At 72.4% G+C, this 18,157-nt stretch carries 17 protein-coding genes; 9 read left to right on the top strand and 8 right to left on the bottom strand.

Annotated elements, in window-relative coordinates:
- Nucleotides 1–17 precede the first annotated feature (17 nt).
- Both IEZ27_RS38745 and IEZ27_RS38740 read left to right on the top strand, forming a co-directional pair.
- A complete protein-coding gene (locus IEZ27_RS38745; protein WP_185845079.1) occupies nucleotides 18–356 on the top strand; it encodes a YciI family protein in 339 nt (112 codons plus the stop codon).
- Entirely contained in the window at nucleotides 353–1,555 is a 1,203-nt protein-coding gene (locus IEZ27_RS38740) for an RNA polymerase sigma factor (protein ID WP_189651825.1), read from the top strand. The genes IEZ27_RS38745 and IEZ27_RS38740 overlap by 4 nt, the downstream gene beginning before the upstream one ends.
- Before the next feature lie 41 nt (nucleotides 1,556–1,596).
- Here IEZ27_RS38740 and IEZ27_RS38735 read toward each other — a convergent pair whose 3' ends face one another.
- Both IEZ27_RS38735 and IEZ27_RS38730 read right to left on the bottom strand, forming a co-directional pair.
- The gene (locus IEZ27_RS38735; protein ID WP_189651824.1) at nucleotides 1,597–2,064 is read right to left on the bottom strand and encodes a hypothetical protein; all 468 of its coding nucleotides are present in this window, start codon (nucleotides 2,062–2,064) and stop codon (nucleotides 1,597–1,599) included.
- Between the two features lie 33 nt (nucleotides 2,065–2,097).
- Entirely contained in the window at nucleotides 2,098–2,685 is a 588-nt protein-coding gene (locus tag IEZ27_RS38730; RefSeq protein WP_189651823.1) for a DinB family protein, read from the bottom strand.
- 60 nt (nucleotides 2,686–2,745) lie between these two features.
- Between IEZ27_RS38730 and IEZ27_RS38725 the strand changes: the two genes are divergently transcribed.
- Nucleotides 2,746–3,717, top strand: coding sequence for a helix-turn-helix transcriptional regulator (locus IEZ27_RS38725; RefSeq protein WP_189651822.1), 972 nt, complete (start codon nucleotides 2,746–2,748; stop codon nucleotides 3,715–3,717).
- Here IEZ27_RS38725 and IEZ27_RS38720 read toward each other — a convergent pair.
- Nucleotides 3,701–6,193 (bottom strand): cytochrome c oxidase assembly protein, encoded by a 2,493-nt coding sequence (locus IEZ27_RS38720; RefSeq protein ID WP_189651821.1) that lies wholly within the window; start codon nucleotides 6,191–6,193, stop codon nucleotides 3,701–3,703. The genes IEZ27_RS38725 and IEZ27_RS38720 overlap by 17 nt on opposite strands.
- 180 nt (nucleotides 6,194–6,373) lie before the next feature.
- Complete coding sequence (locus tag IEZ27_RS38715; protein WP_189651820.1) at nucleotides 6,374–8,005, bottom strand: AMP-binding protein; 1,632 nt, start codon at nucleotides 8,003–8,005, stop codon at nucleotides 6,374–6,376.
- An 86-nt stretch (nucleotides 8,006–8,091) separates the two neighbouring features.
- Between IEZ27_RS38715 and IEZ27_RS38710 the strand changes: the two genes are divergently transcribed.
- From IEZ27_RS38710 to IEZ27_RS38700, 3 genes are all read left to right on the top strand, one after another.
- Nucleotides 8,092–8,967 (top strand): helix-turn-helix transcriptional regulator, encoded by an 876-nt coding sequence (locus IEZ27_RS38710; RefSeq protein WP_189651819.1) that lies wholly within the window; start codon nucleotides 8,092–8,094, stop codon nucleotides 8,965–8,967.
- Between the two features lie 72 nt (nucleotides 8,968–9,039).
- Nucleotides 9,040–9,417 (top strand): DUF2255 family protein, encoded by a 378-nt coding sequence (locus IEZ27_RS38705; RefSeq protein ID WP_189651818.1) that lies wholly within the window; start codon nucleotides 9,040–9,042, stop codon nucleotides 9,415–9,417.
- 68 nt (nucleotides 9,418–9,485) lie between these two features.
- Nucleotides 9,486–10,151, top strand: coding sequence for a flavin reductase family protein (locus IEZ27_RS38700; protein WP_189651817.1), 666 nt, complete (start codon nucleotides 9,486–9,488; stop codon nucleotides 10,149–10,151).
- On the opposite strand, the gene IEZ27_RS38695 is transcribed toward IEZ27_RS38700, so the two are convergent.
- From IEZ27_RS38695 to IEZ27_RS38685, 3 genes are read right to left on the bottom strand one after another with little or no spacing between them, the layout of a single operon-like run.
- Nucleotides 10,148–10,654: an NUDIX hydrolase gene (locus IEZ27_RS38695; RefSeq protein ID WP_189651816.1), complete on the bottom strand. Its 507-nt coding sequence runs from the start codon at nucleotides 10,652–10,654 to the stop codon at nucleotides 10,148–10,150. The two genes, IEZ27_RS38700 and IEZ27_RS38695, sit on opposite strands and share 4 nt — an antisense overlap.
- A gap of 9 nt (nucleotides 10,655–10,663) precedes the next feature.
- Nucleotides 10,664–11,407, bottom strand: a complete 744-nt coding sequence (locus tag IEZ27_RS38690) for an ABC transporter permease (protein WP_125643491.1) — start codon at nucleotides 11,405–11,407, stop codon at nucleotides 10,664–10,666.
- Nucleotides 11,388–12,329, bottom strand: a complete 942-nt coding sequence (locus IEZ27_RS38685) for an ATP-binding cassette domain-containing protein (RefSeq protein WP_189651815.1) — start codon at nucleotides 12,327–12,329, stop codon at nucleotides 11,388–11,390. The genes IEZ27_RS38690 and IEZ27_RS38685 overlap by 20 nt, the downstream gene beginning before the upstream one ends.
- Before the next feature lie 269 nt (nucleotides 12,330–12,598).
- Between IEZ27_RS38685 and IEZ27_RS38680 the strand changes: the two genes are divergently transcribed.
- Genes IEZ27_RS38680 through IEZ27_RS38670 form a run of 3 tightly spaced genes read left to right on the top strand, consistent with a single transcriptional unit; the run spans nucleotide 12,599 to nucleotide 17,424 of the window.
- Nucleotides 12,599–13,597, top strand: a complete 999-nt coding sequence (locus IEZ27_RS38680) for a GH25 family lysozyme (protein ID WP_189651814.1) — start codon at nucleotides 12,599–12,601, stop codon at nucleotides 13,595–13,597.
- A gap of 53 nt (nucleotides 13,598–13,650) precedes the next feature.
- A complete protein-coding gene (locus tag IEZ27_RS38675; RefSeq protein ID WP_189651813.1) occupies nucleotides 13,651–14,205 on the top strand; it encodes a C40 family peptidase in 555 nt (184 codons plus the stop codon).
- A 12-nt stretch (nucleotides 14,206–14,217) separates the two neighbouring features.
- Nucleotides 14,218–17,424, top strand: a complete 3,207-nt coding sequence (locus IEZ27_RS38670; RefSeq protein ID WP_189651812.1) for a BTAD domain-containing putative transcriptional regulator — start codon at nucleotides 14,218–14,220, stop codon at nucleotides 17,422–17,424.
- 49 nt (nucleotides 17,425–17,473) lie between these two features.
- Here the strand turns inward: IEZ27_RS38670 and IEZ27_RS38665 are convergent, their stop codons facing one another.
- Entirely contained in the window at nucleotides 17,474–18,109 is a 636-nt protein-coding gene (locus tag IEZ27_RS38665) for a hemerythrin domain-containing protein (RefSeq protein ID WP_189651811.1), read from the bottom strand.
- Between the last annotated feature and the right edge of the window lie 48 nt (nucleotides 18,110–18,157).

The following is an 18,157-nucleotide window of genomic DNA, read 5'->3' as shown; positions in this document are numbered from 1 at the left end:
CATACGAGGAGGCCGACGTGAAGTACGTACTGATGTTCGTCGAGACCGAGGAGTTCGCCCGGCAGCTGGCGGAGATGGGCGAGCTGGAACGGCAGGAGGCGTACGAGGCGGTGGGACGCTGGTTCGCCGAGCACGCGGACCGGATCACCCATCACGCGCACCTGGCTCCGGCGCACACCGCGACCACGGTGCGGCTGGACCCGGGGGAGCCGGTGGTCACCGACGGGCCGTTCGTGGAGGGCAAGGAGGTGGTCAGCGGGTTCGCCGAGGTCGAGGTGGCCGATCTGGACGAGGCGCTGAAGATGGCCCGTTCGTGGCCGGCCTGCCCGATCGTGGAGATCCGTCCCCTCTCGTGAGCGGGCCGGGGCACGAGGAGGTGCTGGCCAGGGTGGTCCGCGAGCACGCGGGCGGCCTGGCCGCGTCGCTGGTGTCGCTCCTCGGCGACTTCTCCGCCGCCGAGGACCTGGTGCAGGACGCCGTCGAGACCGCGCTGCGCCGCTGGCCGGAGGAGGGCGTACCGGAGCGGCCGGACGCCTGGTTGTTCACCGTGGCCCGGCGGCGCGGCCTGGACGTGTTGCGGCGCGAGTCGAACTACCGGGCCAAGCTGGCCGCGCTCACCTGGCCGGAGCCGGCCGTGCCGGACGATCGGCTGCGGCTGGTCTTCATCTGCTGCCATCCCGCGTTGTCGCGTCCGGCGCAGATCGCGCTCACGCTGCGAGTGGTGTGCGGGCTCAGTACGGCGCAGATCGCGGCGGCGTTCGTCGTGCCGGAGGCGACGGTGGCACAGCGGATCACCCGCGCCAAACGGAAGATCGGCGAGGCCGGGATCCCCTACCGGGTCCCGTCGCAGGAGGAGCTGCCGGAGCGGCTGGGGGAGGTGCTGGCCGTGGTGTATCTGCTGTTCAACGAGGGTTACCTGTCCAGCACCGCGGAACGGGCCCACGCGCGCGACCTGGTCGAGGAGGCCGAATGGCTGGCCGCGCTGCTGGTGAACCTGATGCCGAAGGAGCCCGAGGCGGCCGGGCTGCTGGCGCTGATCCGGCTGCACCGGGCGCGCGGCGCGGCCCGCTTCGACCCCGGCGGACGGCTGGTGTTGCTGGCCGACCAGGACCGAGACCTGTGGGACCGGCAGGCGATCGAGGAGGCGAGCACGCTGCTGACGCGAGCCGCCCGCGCCCACCATCGGCCGGGCCCGTACCAGGTGCAGGCGGCGATCGTGGCCTGCCACGCCGAGGCGCGGACCTTCGCCGACACCGACTGGGCGCAGATCCTGGTTCTGTACGACCTGCTGCTGTTCCTGGCGCCCTCGCCGGTGACCCGGCTGCACCGGGCGGTCGCCGTCCGCTACGGCCAGGGGCCGGACATGGCGCTGGCCGAACTGGAGGAGCTGGGCCCATCGCTGCGGCGGTACGCCCTGTTCCACGCCACCCGGGCCGAGCTGCTGCGGGACCTGGGCCGCCGCGACGAGGCCCGCCGGGCCGACGAACAGGCACTGGACCTGACCGCCAACCCCGCCCAGCAACGGCTGCTGGAACACCGCCTCCGCTGGGACTGACCCGCGACGCCCCTCAGCCGAACCGGGCGACCCGACGTCCCTCAGTCGAACCAGACGACCAGTCGCACGCCGTCAGCCCCGAACCGCCGCGCCAGCGCCGCCATCACCCCGAGGACCGGCCCCCACCCGGTTTCCGGCCCCAGTACGTCGAGCCGTGTCGGAGCGACGTCCGCGGGCCCTGTTCCGGGACGTACCGTCATGTCCAGGTCGCGAAGCTCCGCCCAGGAGATCCACGTGCACCCGTGCACGGCGGCGTCGAGTCGCGCGGCGTGCTCGTAGTCGGTGCGTACCGGTTCCGACACGTCAGGCGGCAGGCCGCGGCCGGGCGCGACGGGGACCCAGCCGAGCCGGTCGCGAACGCCGAAGAGGCAGGCGAACGACTCGTAGTCCTGCTCGTCGTAGAGCGGGTAGAGGGGGATGGACACGGCGGTCCACGGGTCGCCCTCGTACCAGTCCTCATGGGCCAGCGGGTGACGGGCCTCGATGTAGCCGTAGATCTCGGTCCCCATGCGGAGAGGGTAGACGGCCCGCGACGCTCGCGGTCATGGGAGAGGGCGCTCCACGCGAGGGCGGAGGTGGAGGTGGAGGTCGCGGAGGAGGCAGACCTCCGACAGGTGGTGGATCAGCTCGCGGTGGATGTGCAGGACCAGGTCGGCCATGGAGGCCTCCGGATAGGGCTCCTTGTCGCCGACGCGCGCGCCGAGCCCGGCCTCGCCGAGAGCGCTTACGCCGGCCAGCCACCGTTCGATCTGGCCGTCGAGCTGGTCGAGCGCGCCGGCCGCGCGCCCGGCGTACTCCCAGGTGTCGTACGAGGCCGCCGGCGCCCCGAAGTGGGCGGCGTTGCGGGCGGCGAGCACGCCGACGATGACGTGGCCGAGCCGCCAGGCGATCGTGGTGAAGGGCGCGGGAACCGGCTGGGGGAAGGCGAAGTCGATCGTGAAGTCCCCCGAACCGGCCTGTACGGGCGCCGCAGAGGTCCCGCGCGGCCGTACGCTCCAGGCGTCCGGGACAGGTGACCAGAAGTACTCCTCGTCGGTCAGGCCGTCGAGCCGGGCCCGGACCTGGTGCTTCCAGTGGACCTCCCATTGCTCGCGCAGCGTACGGTTCCAGCCGGATGTGTCTGCGTCCATGGGGAACACTGTGACGCCACCGGCGGACAGAGACGGTCCGCTTTCTGGCAGGGTGGGCGGGTGAGCGGTACGGAGCGGGGCACGGCCGAGCGGGTGCTGACTGTGCTCGGCCTGCTACGGCAGCGCCAGGTCTGGAGCGGCCCCGAGCTCGCCGAACGCCTCGGCGTCACCTCCCGTACGGTCCGCCGTGACGTGGAACGGCTGCGCGCCCTCGGCTACCAGGTGCACGCAGGCCAGGGCGTCGGCGGCGGCTACCGGCTCGAACCCGGCCAGGATCTGCCGCCGCTGCTGCTGGACGACGAGGAGGCGATCGCCACCGCGGTCTCGCTGCTCGCCGGGGCGGACGGCGCGGTCGCGGGCGCCGGCGACGCGGCGGTGCGGGCGCTGGCCAAGCTCGACCGGGTGTTGCCCGCCCGGCTGCGGCACGAGGTGCGGGCGTTGTCGGGCGCGGTGGAGTCGTTCGGCGGCGGGCGTACGCCGGTCGATCCCGACGTGCTCATGACGCTGGCCAGGGCCTGCCGGGACGAGGTCGAGGCCGGCTTCGACTATCCGTCGGCGGACGGGGTACGGCGGCGGCGGGTCGAGCCGTACCGGCTGGTCGCCTCCGAACGGCGCTGGTACCTGTTCGCCTACGACCTCGACCGCGACGACTGGCGCAGCTTCCGCGTCGACCGGATGACCGGGGTGTCCGCCCGGACCTGGCGGTTCCGGCCGCGCCCGGCGCCCGACGCGGCGGCGTACGTGCAGGAGAGCGTGGCCAGCCGGGTCTACCCGCATCAGGCGCGTTTCCTCGTACGCGCCCCGGCCGCCACGGTACGCGCGCAGATCCCGGGGACGGCGGCCGTCGTACGGGAGCGGGGGCGCGAGGCGTGCGAGGTGGTCAGCGGCGCGGGCAGTCTCGACTTCGTGCTCCTGCACGTGCTCCTGCTGGGGCACGACTTCGAGGTGCTCGACCCTCCGGAGCTGGCGGGACGCTGCCAGGAGCTGGCGCGCAGGCTGTTGTCGGCCGGCGCGGCTAGGCCGTCGGAGTGACCGGGGCGGTGTCGAGGGTGAAGGTCTCGACGATGTCGGTGCAGGTGCCGTGCTCGCCCATCACGCACAGCGCGAGCGTCGAGTAGGCGGCGGTGAAGGACGAAGGCGCGGAGAGGATGGCCTGGTCGAGCCGGTCGTCCGGACGCTGGAGCCGGGTGAGCGTGATGTGCGGGCGGAACAGGTCGCCGATCTCGTCGTAGCCGTAGAGGTCGAGGTTGGCGCGGGCGACCGGGGGCGCGGTGAGCCGGTGCTCGGCCAGGACACGACCGACCGGGTCGCGGTGGCGCAGGCCCTCGCGTAACGGGTTGAGGGCGGCGACGATCTCCTCCTGGAGCTGGGTGATCGCGTCGGTCCTGCGGTAGAACAGCTCGACCATGCCGTGCTCGTTGGCGGCGAACGAGTCGCCTTCGAGGAGCATCCCGGGGGTGCGCCGGCTGAGGTCGTGCAGCAGCGCGACGGCCTCCTTGAGCTGGGCCGGGGTGAAGTTGGCCATGTAGAGCGAGATGTGCGGGTAGAGGCCGTCCTCCCGCAGGACGAACTCGGCCGGCGCGGCGTCCGCGCACTGCCGGCTCAGGTGTACGGCCCGCGCGTTGACGTCGTGCGGCGGCAGCAGGACCACGTCGTACACCGGGAGATCGCCCATGGAAGCCGAGTGTAGGGCCACGCGGGTCCGCCGCGCGCGGGCGACCTGCCGCCGCAACGCCAGGCGTACGGCCGGGAACACGAACGCGGCCAGCGGCACCAGCAGGAACACCGCTCCGGCCGCGCGCTGGTCGGCGAGCGGGTCGGGCACCCCGAGCGGGGCGGCCAGCGAGAACCACTCCGCCGCGACCGCCGGCCCCACCAGCAGGTACGTCCCCAGAGCCAGGTACGCGGCGGCGGCCACCGCCAGCAGCCGGACCCGCGCGGCCCACGGGAACGGCCTGGGCAGCGGATCGACGTCCAGCACCGCCCAGGCCACCAGCAGGCCGAGGCCGGTGCACAGGGCCACGGTGACCAGGTGGGGTGCGTAACCGGCGAGCGACCAGGGCAGCCACGCGGTGCCGTACAGCAGCAGGAGCAGGACCGGGACGGCGGCCGTCAGCAGGCCGGGACGGGTGAGGCGCCGCCCGAAGGCACGCGCGCCGAGCGGGCCGTACTGGGAGGCGGGGCCCGTGGCCTGGGCCGCCAGGGTGAGCGGGGCTCCTGCGCACAGCAGGAGCGGTACGACGACGGCGAGGACGACGTGCTGCGCGGCCTGGGCCGACACCATCGCCCGCGCGTAGCCGCCCACCCCGCCGAACAGCGCGACGGCGGCCAGCGCCAGCCCGGCGTGCCAGGAGATCGTACGCGGCACCGGCCAGCCGGGCACCCGGCGTACGCCGGCCAGGTAACCGGCGGCAGGCAGCGCCAGCAGCAGCAGGACGAGCGGGTCGAGGCGCACCTCGGTCAGGAGGGCGCCGGGGGAGAAGGGCGCGAGGGCGTATTCCAGGACGGGATGGTCGTGAGCGCTCTCCGCGCCGGGCGGCGGCGGAGTGCGCGAGAGGCCGACGGCCAGCGCCGTCGCCGCCACCATCAGGGTCACCTCGCCCGCGGCCAGTCGTACGAACGTGCGCCGCACCCCCCGGTCCGCGACCCCCTCGACGGTACGGCGGCGATGGCTCCAGCCGAACCAGGCGAGCGCCGCCAGGGCGGCGACCTTGGCCAGCAGGAGCAGGCCGTACCGGCTGAGCCACAGGTCGGAGAGGGTGGCGAGGCGTACCCAGGCGCTGACCAGGCCGGAGAAGGCGACCGCGGCGAAACAGCACAGCGCGATCGTGCTGAACCGGGGCAGGACGACCCGCAGGTCGCCGGAGCGCCGGAAATGCACCAGGACCGCCGCCAGGCCGCCCACCCACACCGACACCCCCAGCAGGTGGGCCATCAGCGCGGACACGGCGATGTCGTGGTCGGCCGCCGAGGCGGCATGGCCCACGTAGGCGGGCGGCAGCAGCCCGAACGCCGCCAGGGCCAGCGGGACCCAGCCGGGCATCCCGCGTACCAGCGTGGCCACCGCCACCCCGAACGTCGTGACCAGCACCACCAGGAGCGCCTGCGTCTGCGGCAGAGACGTGCCGAAGTCGAGCATGCCGGGCTCGGCGAGCAGGTTCCACACCGGCATCGGGATGAAACTGGACAGGGTGAGCACGTAGCCGGCCAGGGCGGCGACCGCCCAGCCCAGCGCCCACCAGCCCGCCGCCCGCAGGCAGCGCGCCGACTCCGGCGAGCCGGCCGGGGCGAGCACGGACGCCGCCAGCAACGTCCCCACGCACGCCACCGCGCACAGATCGAGGGCGAAGCGCGCCAGCGGCAACCCCCAGTCGGTCACCGGACCGGCGGTGGGCAGCCCGAAGACCTCCACCGTGCCGATGCCGCCGCCGAAGCGCAGCACCGCGACCAGCACCAGGACGCCCACGCCGACCGCGAACACGGCGTACGTCCGTGCGGAAGCTCTCATAGCACCGCCACGTCGCCCGAGGCCAGGAACCCGGCCGCGCCGTCATGGACGGTCGCGGCCCCCACATGGTCGCACAGCCCTCCAGCCCCGGACCATGCCCGACCCGAACTCCACCACCCCACATCCCGAGCTACGCACCCCTACGCCCCCAGGTTCAACCGGGCCCGGCGGCGGGCTCGGTCAGTGGGCGTGGGTGTCGTCGTCCAGGCTCAGGAGGGTGAGGGCCTGTTCGCGCATCTCGACCTTGCGGATCTTGCCCGTGACCGTCATCGGGAAGCCGTTCACCAGGTGGACGTAGCGGGGGACCTTGTAGTGGGCCAGGCGGCCCGTGCAGAAGCGCTTGATCGCCTCGGCGGTGAGCGGCTCGGTGTCCGGGCGCATCACGATCCAGGCCATCAGCTCCTCGCCGTACTTCTCGTCCGGTACGCCGATCACCTGGACGTCGGCGATGTCGGGATGCGAGTAGAGATACTCCTCGACCTCGCGCGGATAGACGTTCTCGCCGCCGCGGATGACCATGTCCTTGATCCGGCCCACGATGTTGACGTAGCCCTCGGCGTCCATGGTGGCCAGGTCGCCGGTGTGCATCCAGCGGGCCGCGTCGATCGACTCGGCCGTCTTGTCCGGCTCGTTCCAGTAGCCGAGCATCACCGAGTAGCCGCGGGTGCACAGCTCGCCGGGCTCGCCCCGGGGCACCGCGAGCCCGGACTCCGGGTGCACGATCTTCACCTCCAGGTGCGGCATCACCTGGCCGACCGTCTCGGTACGCCGTACCAGCCCGTCGTCGCGGCGGGTCATCGTGGACACCGGGGAGGTCTCGGTCATGCCGTAGCAGATCGCCACCTCGCTCATGTGCATCTCACCGATCACCCGCTTCATCACCTCGACCGGGCACGGCGAGCCCGCCATGATGCCGGTGCGCAGCGACGACAGGTCGAACTCGGCGAAGCGCGGGTGGCCCAGCTCGGCGATGAACATGGTCGGCACGCCGTACAGGGAGGTGCAGCGCTCGCTCTCCACGGCCCGCAGCGTGGCCTCGGCGTCGAAGCCGGGCGCGGGCAGCACCACGCACGCGCCGTGCGAGGTCGCGCCCAGGTTGCCCATGACCATGCCGAAGCAGTGGTAGAGCGGCACCGGCAGGCAGACGCGGTCGAGCTCGGTGTAGCCGACGCCCTCGCCGACGAAGTAGCCGTTGTTGAGGATGTTGTGGTGCGACAGCGTCGCGCCCTTGGGGAAGCCGGTCGTGCCCGAGGTGTACTGGATGTTGATCGGATCGTCGAAGGACAGCGTGGCCGCCCGTACGCGCAGCGCGGCCGGGTCGGCGCGGCGACCGGTCTCGACCAGTTCGTCCCAGCCCGGCTCGCCGATGAACACCACCTGCGTGAACCCGATCTCGGCGAGCATCGCGCGGTAGTCGCTCGTCTTGTGCTCGACGGCGCTGACCAGCAGCCGCATGCCCGACTGGCGGACCACGTAGTCCAGCTCGTGGGCGCGGTAGGCGGGGTTGATGTTGACCAGGATCGCCCCGATCTTGGCGGTGGCGTACTGCGTCAGCACCCATTCGGCGCAGTTGGGGGCCCAGATGCCGACCCGGTCGCCCTTGGCGACGCCCCTGGCCAGCAGGCCGAGCGCCAGCTCGTTCACCGCGGTGTCGAACTCCGCGTACGTCCAGCGCCGTCCGCTCGCCACCTCGACCAGCGCCTCGCGGTCGGCGTACCGGGCCGCGGCGCGTTCCAGGTTCTCCCCGATCGTCTCGCCCAGCAGGGGGAGCGTGGAGACGCCGGACGCGTAGGAGAGCAGTGAGTCACCCATGCCCGAAGCATCCGCCAGGGCGGTACCGGACGCTACCCCCGTTCAGGGGTAGCCCGGGGGCGCCGGCCGCGTGACATGCTGGGGACATGGCGGTGACACATCTTCCGTCGAGTGCCCTGGCCCCGCAGGCCGCCGTGCTCCTGCGGGCCGCTCTGACCCGGATGCGGCAGGTGGTCGGGCTGCCCGTCCTGTTCGGCGGCACGGTCTCCGTCCCGGGCGGCGCCGTGCGCCTCACCGAGCTGACGGGCGTCCGTACGGACGTGCTGCGCGGGCTGGCCATCCACACCCGCAACGGCCTGGGCGGCCGGGTGCTGCTCACCGCCCGGCCGGGCAGCGTCGAGGACTACGTCACCGACTCCCGGATCAGCCACGAATACGACAGACCGGTGGTGGTGGAGGGCCTGCGCGCGATCGCGGCCGTCCCCGTCGTGGTGGGGGAGACGGTCTACGGCCTGCTCTACGGCGGCGTCCGCGAGCCGCTTCCGCTCGGCACCCGCGTCCTCGACGGCATGGGCCTGATCGCCGCCCGGCTCGGCGTCGAGCTGGCCGTACGCGCGGAGGTGGAACGCCGGGTGGCCGCGCTGGAGACGGACGCGATCACCCGCGCGGCCCGCGAGAGGCCCGCGGGGCCCGAATGGGAGCACCTGCGCGAGGCGCACGCCGAACTGCGCTCGATCGCCCAGGAGATCGCCGACCCGGCCCTGCGCGAGCGCCTCCAGGACGTCTGCGACCGGCTGACCGCGCCGCAGGGCCCGCCGGGCCCGCCCAACCCGCTCTCGCCCCGGGAGCTCGACGTGTTGTGCCTGGTCGCGGTCGGCTGCGGCAACGCCGAGGTCGGCCGGCGGCTCGACCTGAAGCCGGAGACGGTCAAGAGCTACCTGCGCAGCGCGATGCGCAAGCTCGGCACGCACACCCGGATGGAGAGCGTGGTCTCGGCCAGGCGCGCCGGCTACCTCCCCTGACACGTCGCGGGTTTACCAACAACGGACGATGACCATCACGCGCCATCGACCGCCTCCGGGTACGCCAGCCCCATGACCGCCTGGACGAACGACGAACTCGACCGCATCGCCGGCGCCGACGAACTCCAGATCGCGTCCCTGCGCGGCGACGGCGACCTGCGCCGCGCGGTGACGATCTGGGTCGTCCGCCTCGGCGACGACCTGTACGTCCGGGCCGTGAACGGCCGCGACGGCACCTGGTTCCGCGGCGCCCAGGAACGCGGCCGGGGCCGGGTGCAGGCCGGCGGCGTCGACAAGGGCGTCACGTTCGCCGACGCGGACCCGGAGCTGAACGACCGGATCGACGCCGAGTACCGCGCCAAGTACCGCCACTACGCCGAGAGCATCGTGGAGACGGTCGTCAGCCAGAAGGCCCGCGCCGCGACGATCAGGCTCGTCCCCCGCTCCTGACCGGTACGGCAACGAGAGGTCCGAAGGCCGCCAGCGTCCGGCCGCCGGCAGCGGCGACAGTGGGAGGCATGAACACCACTGTGGATCGGCACGTCCGTATTGAACCCAACATCCTCTACTTCGGCACCCCCGTCGTCCTGATCTCCACCGTGAACGAGGACGGCACCCCCAACCTCGCCCCCATGTCGTCGGCCTTCTGGCTGGGCTGGCGCGGCATGCTGGGCCTCGGGGCCAAGGCCAAGACGTCCCAGAACCTGTTGCGGACCGGCGAAGCCGTGCTCAACCTGCCGTCCGACGCCCTTGCGCCGCAGGTGGACCGGCTCGCGCTCACCACCGGGAGCGACCCGGTGTCCGAGCGGAAGTGGCAGCGCGGGTACCGGTTCGTACCGGACAAGTTCGGCCGGGCCGGGCTGACCCCCGTCGCCTCGGAGACGGTGGCCGCGCCCCGGGTGGCCGAGTGCCCGGTCGGCATGGAGGTCGTGGTGGAGAAGACGCACCCGATCGACGAGGGCGGGGTGCTCGCGTTCGAGGTGCGGGTGCAGCGGGTCTGGGTGCACGAGGAGATCCGCCTGAAGGGCACCGACGACCACATCGACCCCGACGCCTGGCGCCCGCTCATCATGAGCTTCCAGAAGCTGTACGGGCTGGGCCCCCAGGTGCACCCGTCGACGCTGGCGAGCATCCCGGAGCACCACTACCGCAGCGCCGACCTCGAACGGGCGCGTACCGTCTAGGCGCTCTCCAGCAGCGGCAGCCAGGTGCGCCCGGCGCACAGCTCCCTGATCCGCTCGTGCGGCAGCCACTCCGCGCCGGTGCTCTCCGACCCCGCCGGCGGCGCGGTGGCGACGCCGGGCGTCGCCAGCCGGGCGCGGAACATCACCATGTACGTCAGCGGCGCGTAGCGGTAGCCGGCCGGGGCCGGAGCCAGGAGCTCGATGCGCTGCCACGCGAACACCGACAGGGCCGACGGCTCCAGGAGAAGGCCGGTCTCCTCCTGAAGCTCCCGGACCACGGCCTCCGTGGCGCTCTCACCGGCCTCCAGATGGCCGCCCGGCACGTCCCAGCCGCGCCCCACCCGGTCGACCCGCGTGAGCAGGGTCCTGCCGGTGTCGTCGGAGACGAACGCGAACGCCGAGGTCGTCCGGTCGGCGGGTGGGAGGGCCGAGGAGAGGATCACGTCGAGGCGGTGCTCGACGGGGATCCACGGCACGGCCTGGGAGGCGACGACATGTGTCATGCCTCCATTTCACACGCCCTTGCGCATGGCCCGGTTGCCCAGGTACAGCCCGATCGCGGCGACCAGGCAGGCCGCCGCGGTGCCGTACAGGACGGAGGGGGTCGTGAGGTCGCCGGAGAACAGGGCGCGCTGGGCCTCGACGATGTAGGTGACCGGGTTGGCCGTGCCGAGGACGCGCAGCCACCCCGGCGCGCTGTCCAGGGGGAGCAGCACCCCCGACAGCAGGAGCAGCGGGAACAGGATCGACTGGCTGACGACGTAGAACAGCGTGCCGCTGGGCGCCGACCTGATGGCGAGGACGAACGAGAACGCCCCCAGCCCCACCCCGAACACGGTGAGCTGGACCAGCCCCGCCAGGACGCCCGCCGGATGCAGCTCGAACCCCAGCGGGACAGCCAGCACGATGATCAACACGGCCTGCGCCAGCAGGACGACCATCGCCTTCATGGCCCGTCCCACCAGCATCGCCGTCCGGTTCAGCGGCGTGACCAGCATGCGTTCCATCGAGCCGCCGATCAGCTCCACCAGCAGCGTGTAGCCGGCCGACATCGGCCCGGTCAGGCACATCATGACCAGGATGCCCGGCACGAACCACTGCCACGACGAGCCCACCGCGCCGTCCAGCAGCGAGCCGAACAGGAACAGGAACAGCAGCGGCTGGCCCATCTCGAACAGCAGCGCGACCGGCTCGCGCAGGACCGGCCGGAACTCGCGGGTGAAGACGGTGGCGGTGTCACGCAGGAAGGTCGTCATCGGTGAGGCTTCTCCCGGTGAGAGTGAGGAACACGTCGTCGAGGGTCGGGCGGGCGGTCTCGGCGGCGGCCACCTTGATCCCGGCGGCCTCCAGCGCCCGCAGGCATTCGGGGAGCGCGGCGGGCGCGTTCGGCACCCGTACGCGGACGGTGACGCCCTCGGCGACGCCGCCGGTCAGGTCGGCGGCCCTGGCCGCGTCCTGCCCGGTGTGGGCGGTGAGCGTGATCGAGTCGCCGGCCAGGTCGTTCTTGAGCTGTTCGGCCGTGCCGTCGGCGATGATCGAGCCGTTGTCGATGATCACCACCCGTTCGGCCATGTTGTCGGCTTCCTCCAGGTAGTGGGTGGTCAGGAAGAGCGTGGTGCCGTACGCCTCGCGCAGGCGCAGGATGTGCCGCCAGATGTCGGCGCGGCTCTTCGGGTCGAGGCCGGTCGAGGGTTCGTCGAGGAAGAGCAGGTCGGGGCGGTGAATGAGGCCGAGCGCGATGTCCAGGCGGCGGCGCTGGCCGCCGGAGAGCGTGCCCGGCCTGCGGGTGGCCAGGTCTTCGAGGTCGAGCAGGCGCATCAGCTCACCGGCGCGCGCGACGGCGTCGGAGACGGTCAGGCCGTAGCAGCGGCCCTGGGTGACCAGCTCGTCGCGGACGCGGAAGCTCTCGCCCGCGCTGTTCTTCTGGCCGACGTAGCCGATGCGGGAGCGTACGCCCGCCGGGTCGCGCGTCACGTCGTGGCCGGCGACGACGGCGGTGCCCGAGGTGGGCGGGAGCAGGGTCGTGAGCAGGCGCAGGGTGGTGGACTTGCCGGCGCCGTTCGGGCCGAGGAAGGCGACGAGCCGGCCGGGTTCGACGTCGAGGTCGATGCCGCGTACGGCTTCGACGGTCTCCTTCTTCATCGTGAACACTCGGGTGAGCCCCCGGGTGTGGATCATGGGTGGTCGCCTCCGAACCTGGGCATGGCAAAGAAGCCCCTGGTCAGGGGCCCTTTTGGGAGTCGGTTCAGTCTGGGCTGGGCGGGATCGGTTTGGCAAACGCGAATGTGACGTTCATATAAGGCGCTGACCTGCGGAAACGACGTCGTGGACGGGGGGCGCCCGAGGCGAATTTTCAGCCCTCGACATGCGCTTTCGCGATTTTTCTTGACGAGAGGCGATATTTCTGGGCTTGCGGCGTGTACGGCGGCTCCGCGATGATCTCCGGCGTGAAACGTCTGTGGTTAATTGCGGTAATTGCAGCGGTCGGAATGACCGGGGTCGCGCAGGCGGCCGATGGTGTTCCCGGGGTCGACGTCAGCAACTGGACGGGCGACGTCGATTGGGAAAGCGTGGCCTCCGGGGGCGCGAAGTTCGCGTTCGTCCAGGCCAGCGAGGGCAACAACTACCGCAATCCACGCTTCGACGCACAGTTCGGCGGCGCCGCCGCGGCCGGTCTCCTGCGGGGCGCTTATCACTTTGCGCAACCGCATGAATCCGATGGGACAGCGCAGGCCGAGTATTTCCTGCAGAACGGCGGGAACTGGACCAGCGACGGTCAAACCCTGCCCGGCGTGCTCGATATCGAGGACAACCCGTACAAGGACAAGAACGGCAAGAACAACTGTTACGACCTGTCCGCCGCGGACATGGTCAGCTGGATCAAGGACTTCACGAAGAAGTACCGGCAGCGGACCGGGCGGGACGCGATCATCTACACCACCACGAGCTGGTGGCAGACGTGCACGGGCAACTCGGCGGCGTTCAAGGCCGGCCCGCTCTGGATCGCCCGCTGGGGGACCGACCCGGGCGAGCTGCCGAAGGGCTGGAAGAGGTACACGTTCTGGCAGTCGGCCGAGAAGGGCTCGCTGGCAGGCGGCCAGAACTCCTTCAACGGCTCGGAGTCCCAGCTCAGGTCGCTGGCCAACCCGCCCGCCAGCGTGTCGGTCTCCGGCCTGACCAAGGGCAGGAAGGTCTACCGGGTCACCGTCGCGAACACCGGGCCGCACCCCGTCGAGGACATTGTGGTCTCCGGGCGCACGTTCGGCGGCCAGAACGTGGTCAAGGCGCCCGGCTGCAAGTTCAGCGGCACGGCGGTGCGCTGCGTGATCGACAGGCTGGAACGCGACCAGAAGGCCACCTTCACCTTCACCACCAAGCCGAGGTCCAAGGGCCGGGTGGGGATGGTCATCGAGGTCGGAACGGTCACGCTTAACCTTAAAGCCTGATAAATCGCGATAGGTAGGATAAATCCCGGGATCTCGGCATAAAGGAGAAACGGGTGGCGCGGCGGCGGCTGGTCCTGGCGGTGAACACGCCGGCCGTCCTGCTGGGACTCCTGCTGGTCGTCCTCCTGACCGCCACGGCGTCCATGCCGCTGTCCACCTTCGTGCCGGACCGGATCGTCCGCCTCTCGTACGAGATCGAGCGGTACGACATCACGTACTCGTGGGGCGGGGGCCACGGCGCCCGGCCCGGCCCCACGAAGGGCACCTGTCAGGGCTACAGCGGCCGGATCAAGCCCTGCCCGGCCGCGCGGACCCGCGGCCTCGACTGCTCCGGCCTGGCCCGATGGGTGTACGCCCTGGCCCACGGCACGGACGTGCTCGGGCCCGGGAACACCGACGACCACGTGCGCAGGATGCGGCCCGTCGCGGCGGGCCGCCCTGGCGACTTAGTCTTCTTCGGAAAAATCACGAAAAATAAGATCAAGACGCACCATGTGGGCATCTATCTGGGTCGTGGCAAGATGATGAACGCACCTGAGACGGGGGCCTCGGTGCGCATTGACGATATCGGGCGAAGATCGGACTTTGCGGGCTTCTACCGGTACTGAAAATAGGGTGCCATGCTCCAGTTACACATCCTTGGACCGCTCCACGCCTCCCTGGACGGCCGCCGGCTCGACCTCGGTTCCGCCAGGCAGCGTGCCGTGCTCGCCCGCCTGATCGCCGCGGACGGCCAGGTCGTCTCGACCGACCGGTTCATCGAGGACCTGTGGCAGGGGCAGCCGCCGCCCAAGGCGCTGGCCGCGCTCCAGGTCTACGTGTCGAACCTGCGCCGCGTGCTCGAACCCGACCGCCCGCCGCGCGCCCCCGCCGGCGTGATCGTCAGCGCCCCGCCCGGCTACCGGCTCTGCCTGCCCGACGAGGCCGTGGACGCCTGGCGGCTGCCCGGCCTCATCGACGCGGCCGGCGCGGCCCTGAAACGCGGCGCGGGCGCCGTCGCGCACGACCTGCTCGACCAGACACTCGACCTGTGGACGGGCCCCGCGTACGCCGAGTTCGCCGAGGAGTGGGCCGCGCCCGAGTCGGCCAGAAGCGCCGAGCTCAGGCTCATCGCCGTCGAGTACCGCGCCGAGGCCGCGCTGCTGATGGGCCGCCACGCCGAGGTCGTCCCGGAACTGGGCGCCCACGCCGACGCCCACCCGCTGCGCGAGAACGCCGTACGCCTGCTGGCCCTGGCCCACTACCGCTCGGGCAGCCAGGCCGAGGCGCTGGCCGTGTTGCGCCAGGCCCGCGAGAACCTGGCCGAGGAGCTCGGCGTCGATCCCGGCCCCGCGCTGCGCACGCTCGAACAGGACATTCTCCGCCAGGCCGACTCCCTGCACGCGCCCGAGGTCGTCGAACGCGTCCAGGAACGCCCCGCGGCCAGGCAGGAGCCCTCGATCGTGGGCCGGGCCCGCGAGCTGGCCGTACTGCGGGAGGAGGCCGCCCGGCCCGTCCGGAGCACCGTCTGGCTGGGCGGCGAGCCGGGCGCGGGCAAGAGCGCGCTGGCCGAGGCGTTCGCGGCCGAGCAGGCCGAGCGCGGGTGGCGGGTCGCGTTCGGCCGCTGCCCGGAGATCGACGGTGACGCGCCGCCCGCCTGGGCCTGGAGCGAGATCGTCCGGCAGCTCGTCGCCGTACGGCCGCCCGCCCCCGCCGACGCGGCCCGCCTGGCCCCCCTCCTGAACGACGGCGTCGCGATCCAGAACCAGTTCCAGCTCGCCAGGGCCGTGGCCGGTTACCTGGCGGGCTGCGCGCCCCTGCTCGTGGTGCTCGAAGACGTGCACCGGGCCGACGGCGAGACCCTGCACCTGCTGCGCCACCTCGACCCCGCCGCGCGGATCCTGGTCGTCGCCACCTACCGCCCGGCCGAGACCACCGAGGACCTGTCCGCCACCCTGGCCGCGCTCGCCACCGGCAGCAGGCACGTGGAGCTCGCCGGCCTCGACGAGACCGCCGTCGCCACGCTGCTCGAACGCCACTCCGAACGCACCGGCCTCGACCCCGCCACCGTCCGCACGGTCCTGGAACGCACGCTCGGCAACCCGCTGTTCGTCTGCGAGATCGCCCGCCTGCTGGCCTCCGAAGGGCCGGGGGCCGCCGAGGCGCTGCCGCCCGGCGTACGCGATCTCATCCGCCGCCGCATCACCCGCCTGCCCGCGACCGCCCAGACCGTGCTGCGCAACGCCGCCGTCGTCGGCCGGGACGCCGACGTGGACGTGCTGATCGCGCTGCACGACGGCGACGAGGACACCGTCTTCGACGGCCTGGAGGCCGGGGTCATGACGGGCCTGCTGGCCGAGCCGGGCCCGGGACGGATCAGGTTCACGCACGTCCTGGTCAGGCAGGCCCTGTACGAGGACACCGCGCGGATCCGCCGTACCAGGCTGCACGGGCGGGTGGTGTCGGTGCTGGAGCGGCTGCGTCCGAACGACGTGGCGGCGCTGGCGCACCACGCGCTGGAGGCGGCCGCTCCGAGCGCCGTGCGGTACGCCAGGGCGGCGGCCGTACAGGCGTCGGGCCTGTACGCGCACCGCGAGGCGGCGGCGCTGTGGCGGGCCGCGCTGGAGTTCGCGGACGACGACGAGACCCGGCTCGACCTGCTGTGCGGCCTGGTGTCGGCGCTCGGGCACGCCGGCGACGTGCTGGGCGCCTTGGCCGCCAGGTCGCGGGCGATCGAGCCGGCCGCCGCCCGCGGCTGCCTCGCCCGCGCGCTGACCTCGTACGAAGCCCCGGTCGTCTGGACGATCCAGGTCGACTCCCTCTACAACCGGGACTTCATCGCGGCCGTGGAGAGCGAGCTGGCCGCCGGGCCCGACGACGAGACGCGTTGCCGGCTGCTGGCCACGCTCGTGTTCGAGCTGGAGGGGCACGACGACGACCGCGTGGACGCCGCCGGTGCCGAGGCCCTGGCCCTGGCCCGCCGCCTCGGCCGTCCCGACCTGCTCTGCCTGGCGCTCAACGCCCGCTACTTCGCGCTGCTCAGCCCCGAACGCCGGGACGAGCTGGAGGCCGTCGGCGCCGAGCTGCTGGAGCTGGGCCGTACCCACCGGCTTGTCGGCTACCTCACGCTCGGCCACTGCGCGCTGCTCATGGCCGCGCTCGGCCGTACGGACCTGGAGGCCGCCCGGCGGCACGCCGACAGCGGCGTCGCGGTGTCCACCAGCGGCCAGCTCGGCATGTCCCTGACGATCCTCACACTGTTCGGCGCGCTGCGGAAGCTGGTCGGGGGCGAGTTCGACGAGGCCGAGGCCGTCTACACCGGGCTCACCGAGCAGATGGCCGAGCGCGGCGGGGTCAACGCGCGGGCCATGGGCGCGCTGGCCAGGTTCGCCGTGCGGATGGCCCGCGGGAACGCGCGCGACTCCCTCGACGAGCTGGCCGCCATCCGGGACCGCGTGAACAGCGACACCATGCACGAGATCTACGCCGGGGCGCTGGCCGCCGCGGGCGACCTGGAGGCCGCCCGGCGGGTGTGGCGGCCCGACGCCTGGCTGCCGCGCAACTACTACTGGCTGATGTGGCAGGCGATGCGCGGCCAGACCGCCGTCGCCCTGGGGGACCGCGAGGTCGCCGAACGCTCCTACCGGACCCTGCTGCCCTGGGAAGGGGAGCTGGCGGGGATGAGCAGCGGGTCGATCACGCTGGGGCCGGTCGCGCTGGTCCTCGGCGACCTGGCGAGGCTTCTGGGGCTGCCGGCCGACGACCACTACGCGCAGGCCCTGAAGGTCGCCGACCGCGTCGGCTCCCCGCACTGGGCCGAGGCGGCCCGCCGCCGGTCCCCCCACTGAGCACCGCCTCAAACCCCCCTACGGGGTGCTCCCGCGGGGGACGGGCCTCTCACCGCGTGCCGAAGATGAGCTCCTGGCGGCGCCGGTGGCCGCGCTTCATGAGCGCGAGCAGCACCACGAGCACCGGCCCCGCCAGCCGCCGCAGCTCGGCCATCTCCTCCGGCCGCGCGTACTGGGCGATCCTCGGCAGGTCGAACCTGGCGTCACCGCCCTTCCGTACCTCGGCCTCGACCTTGGCCCAGTCCTCCTCCGACACGTACGTGGCGACGACCGGGAAGATCAGGCGTTCCTCCTCCTCGATGTGCTCGTCCAGCAGGTCGGCCAGGGAGGCCAGGGACTTGGCCATCCGCCGTGCCGCCTGCCCGTCGCCGCCGAGCTGCGCCGCGGCCGTCGTGATCTCCTCCAGCAGCGGGTCGAGCGCCGCGTGGTCGTCGGTCAGGTCGCTCAGGTCCACCTCCGCGCCCGCCGAACGGACGATGACCGGCCAGAGCACGTTGTCCTCCGCCTGGTGATGGTGGTGGATGCCCGCGCACAGCTTCGCGGTGAACGTCGTGATCGCCCGCAACCGCTCCTGACCGGCCTGCTCCTCTCCGGCGGCGATCGCGCTCATCACCTCCGCCAGGCGGCGGGTGTCGGCGCGCATGGCCCGGTGCGTGATGCGGAAGCCGAGCATGTTGGGTGCCATTTCGGTACTCCTCTTGTCGTGTGGCCCCCAGCGTGCGGCACGGCTCTT

The sequence above is a fragment of the Nonomuraea spiralis genome (genome assembly GCF_014648435.1).
GTDB classification, from domain to species: Bacteria; Actinomycetota; Actinomycetes; order Streptosporangiales; family Streptosporangiaceae; genus Nonomuraea; species Nonomuraea spiralis.
The sequence above is the reverse complement of the archived record's forward strand: the minus strand, read 5'-3'. Positions and strand labels throughout refer to the sequence as shown.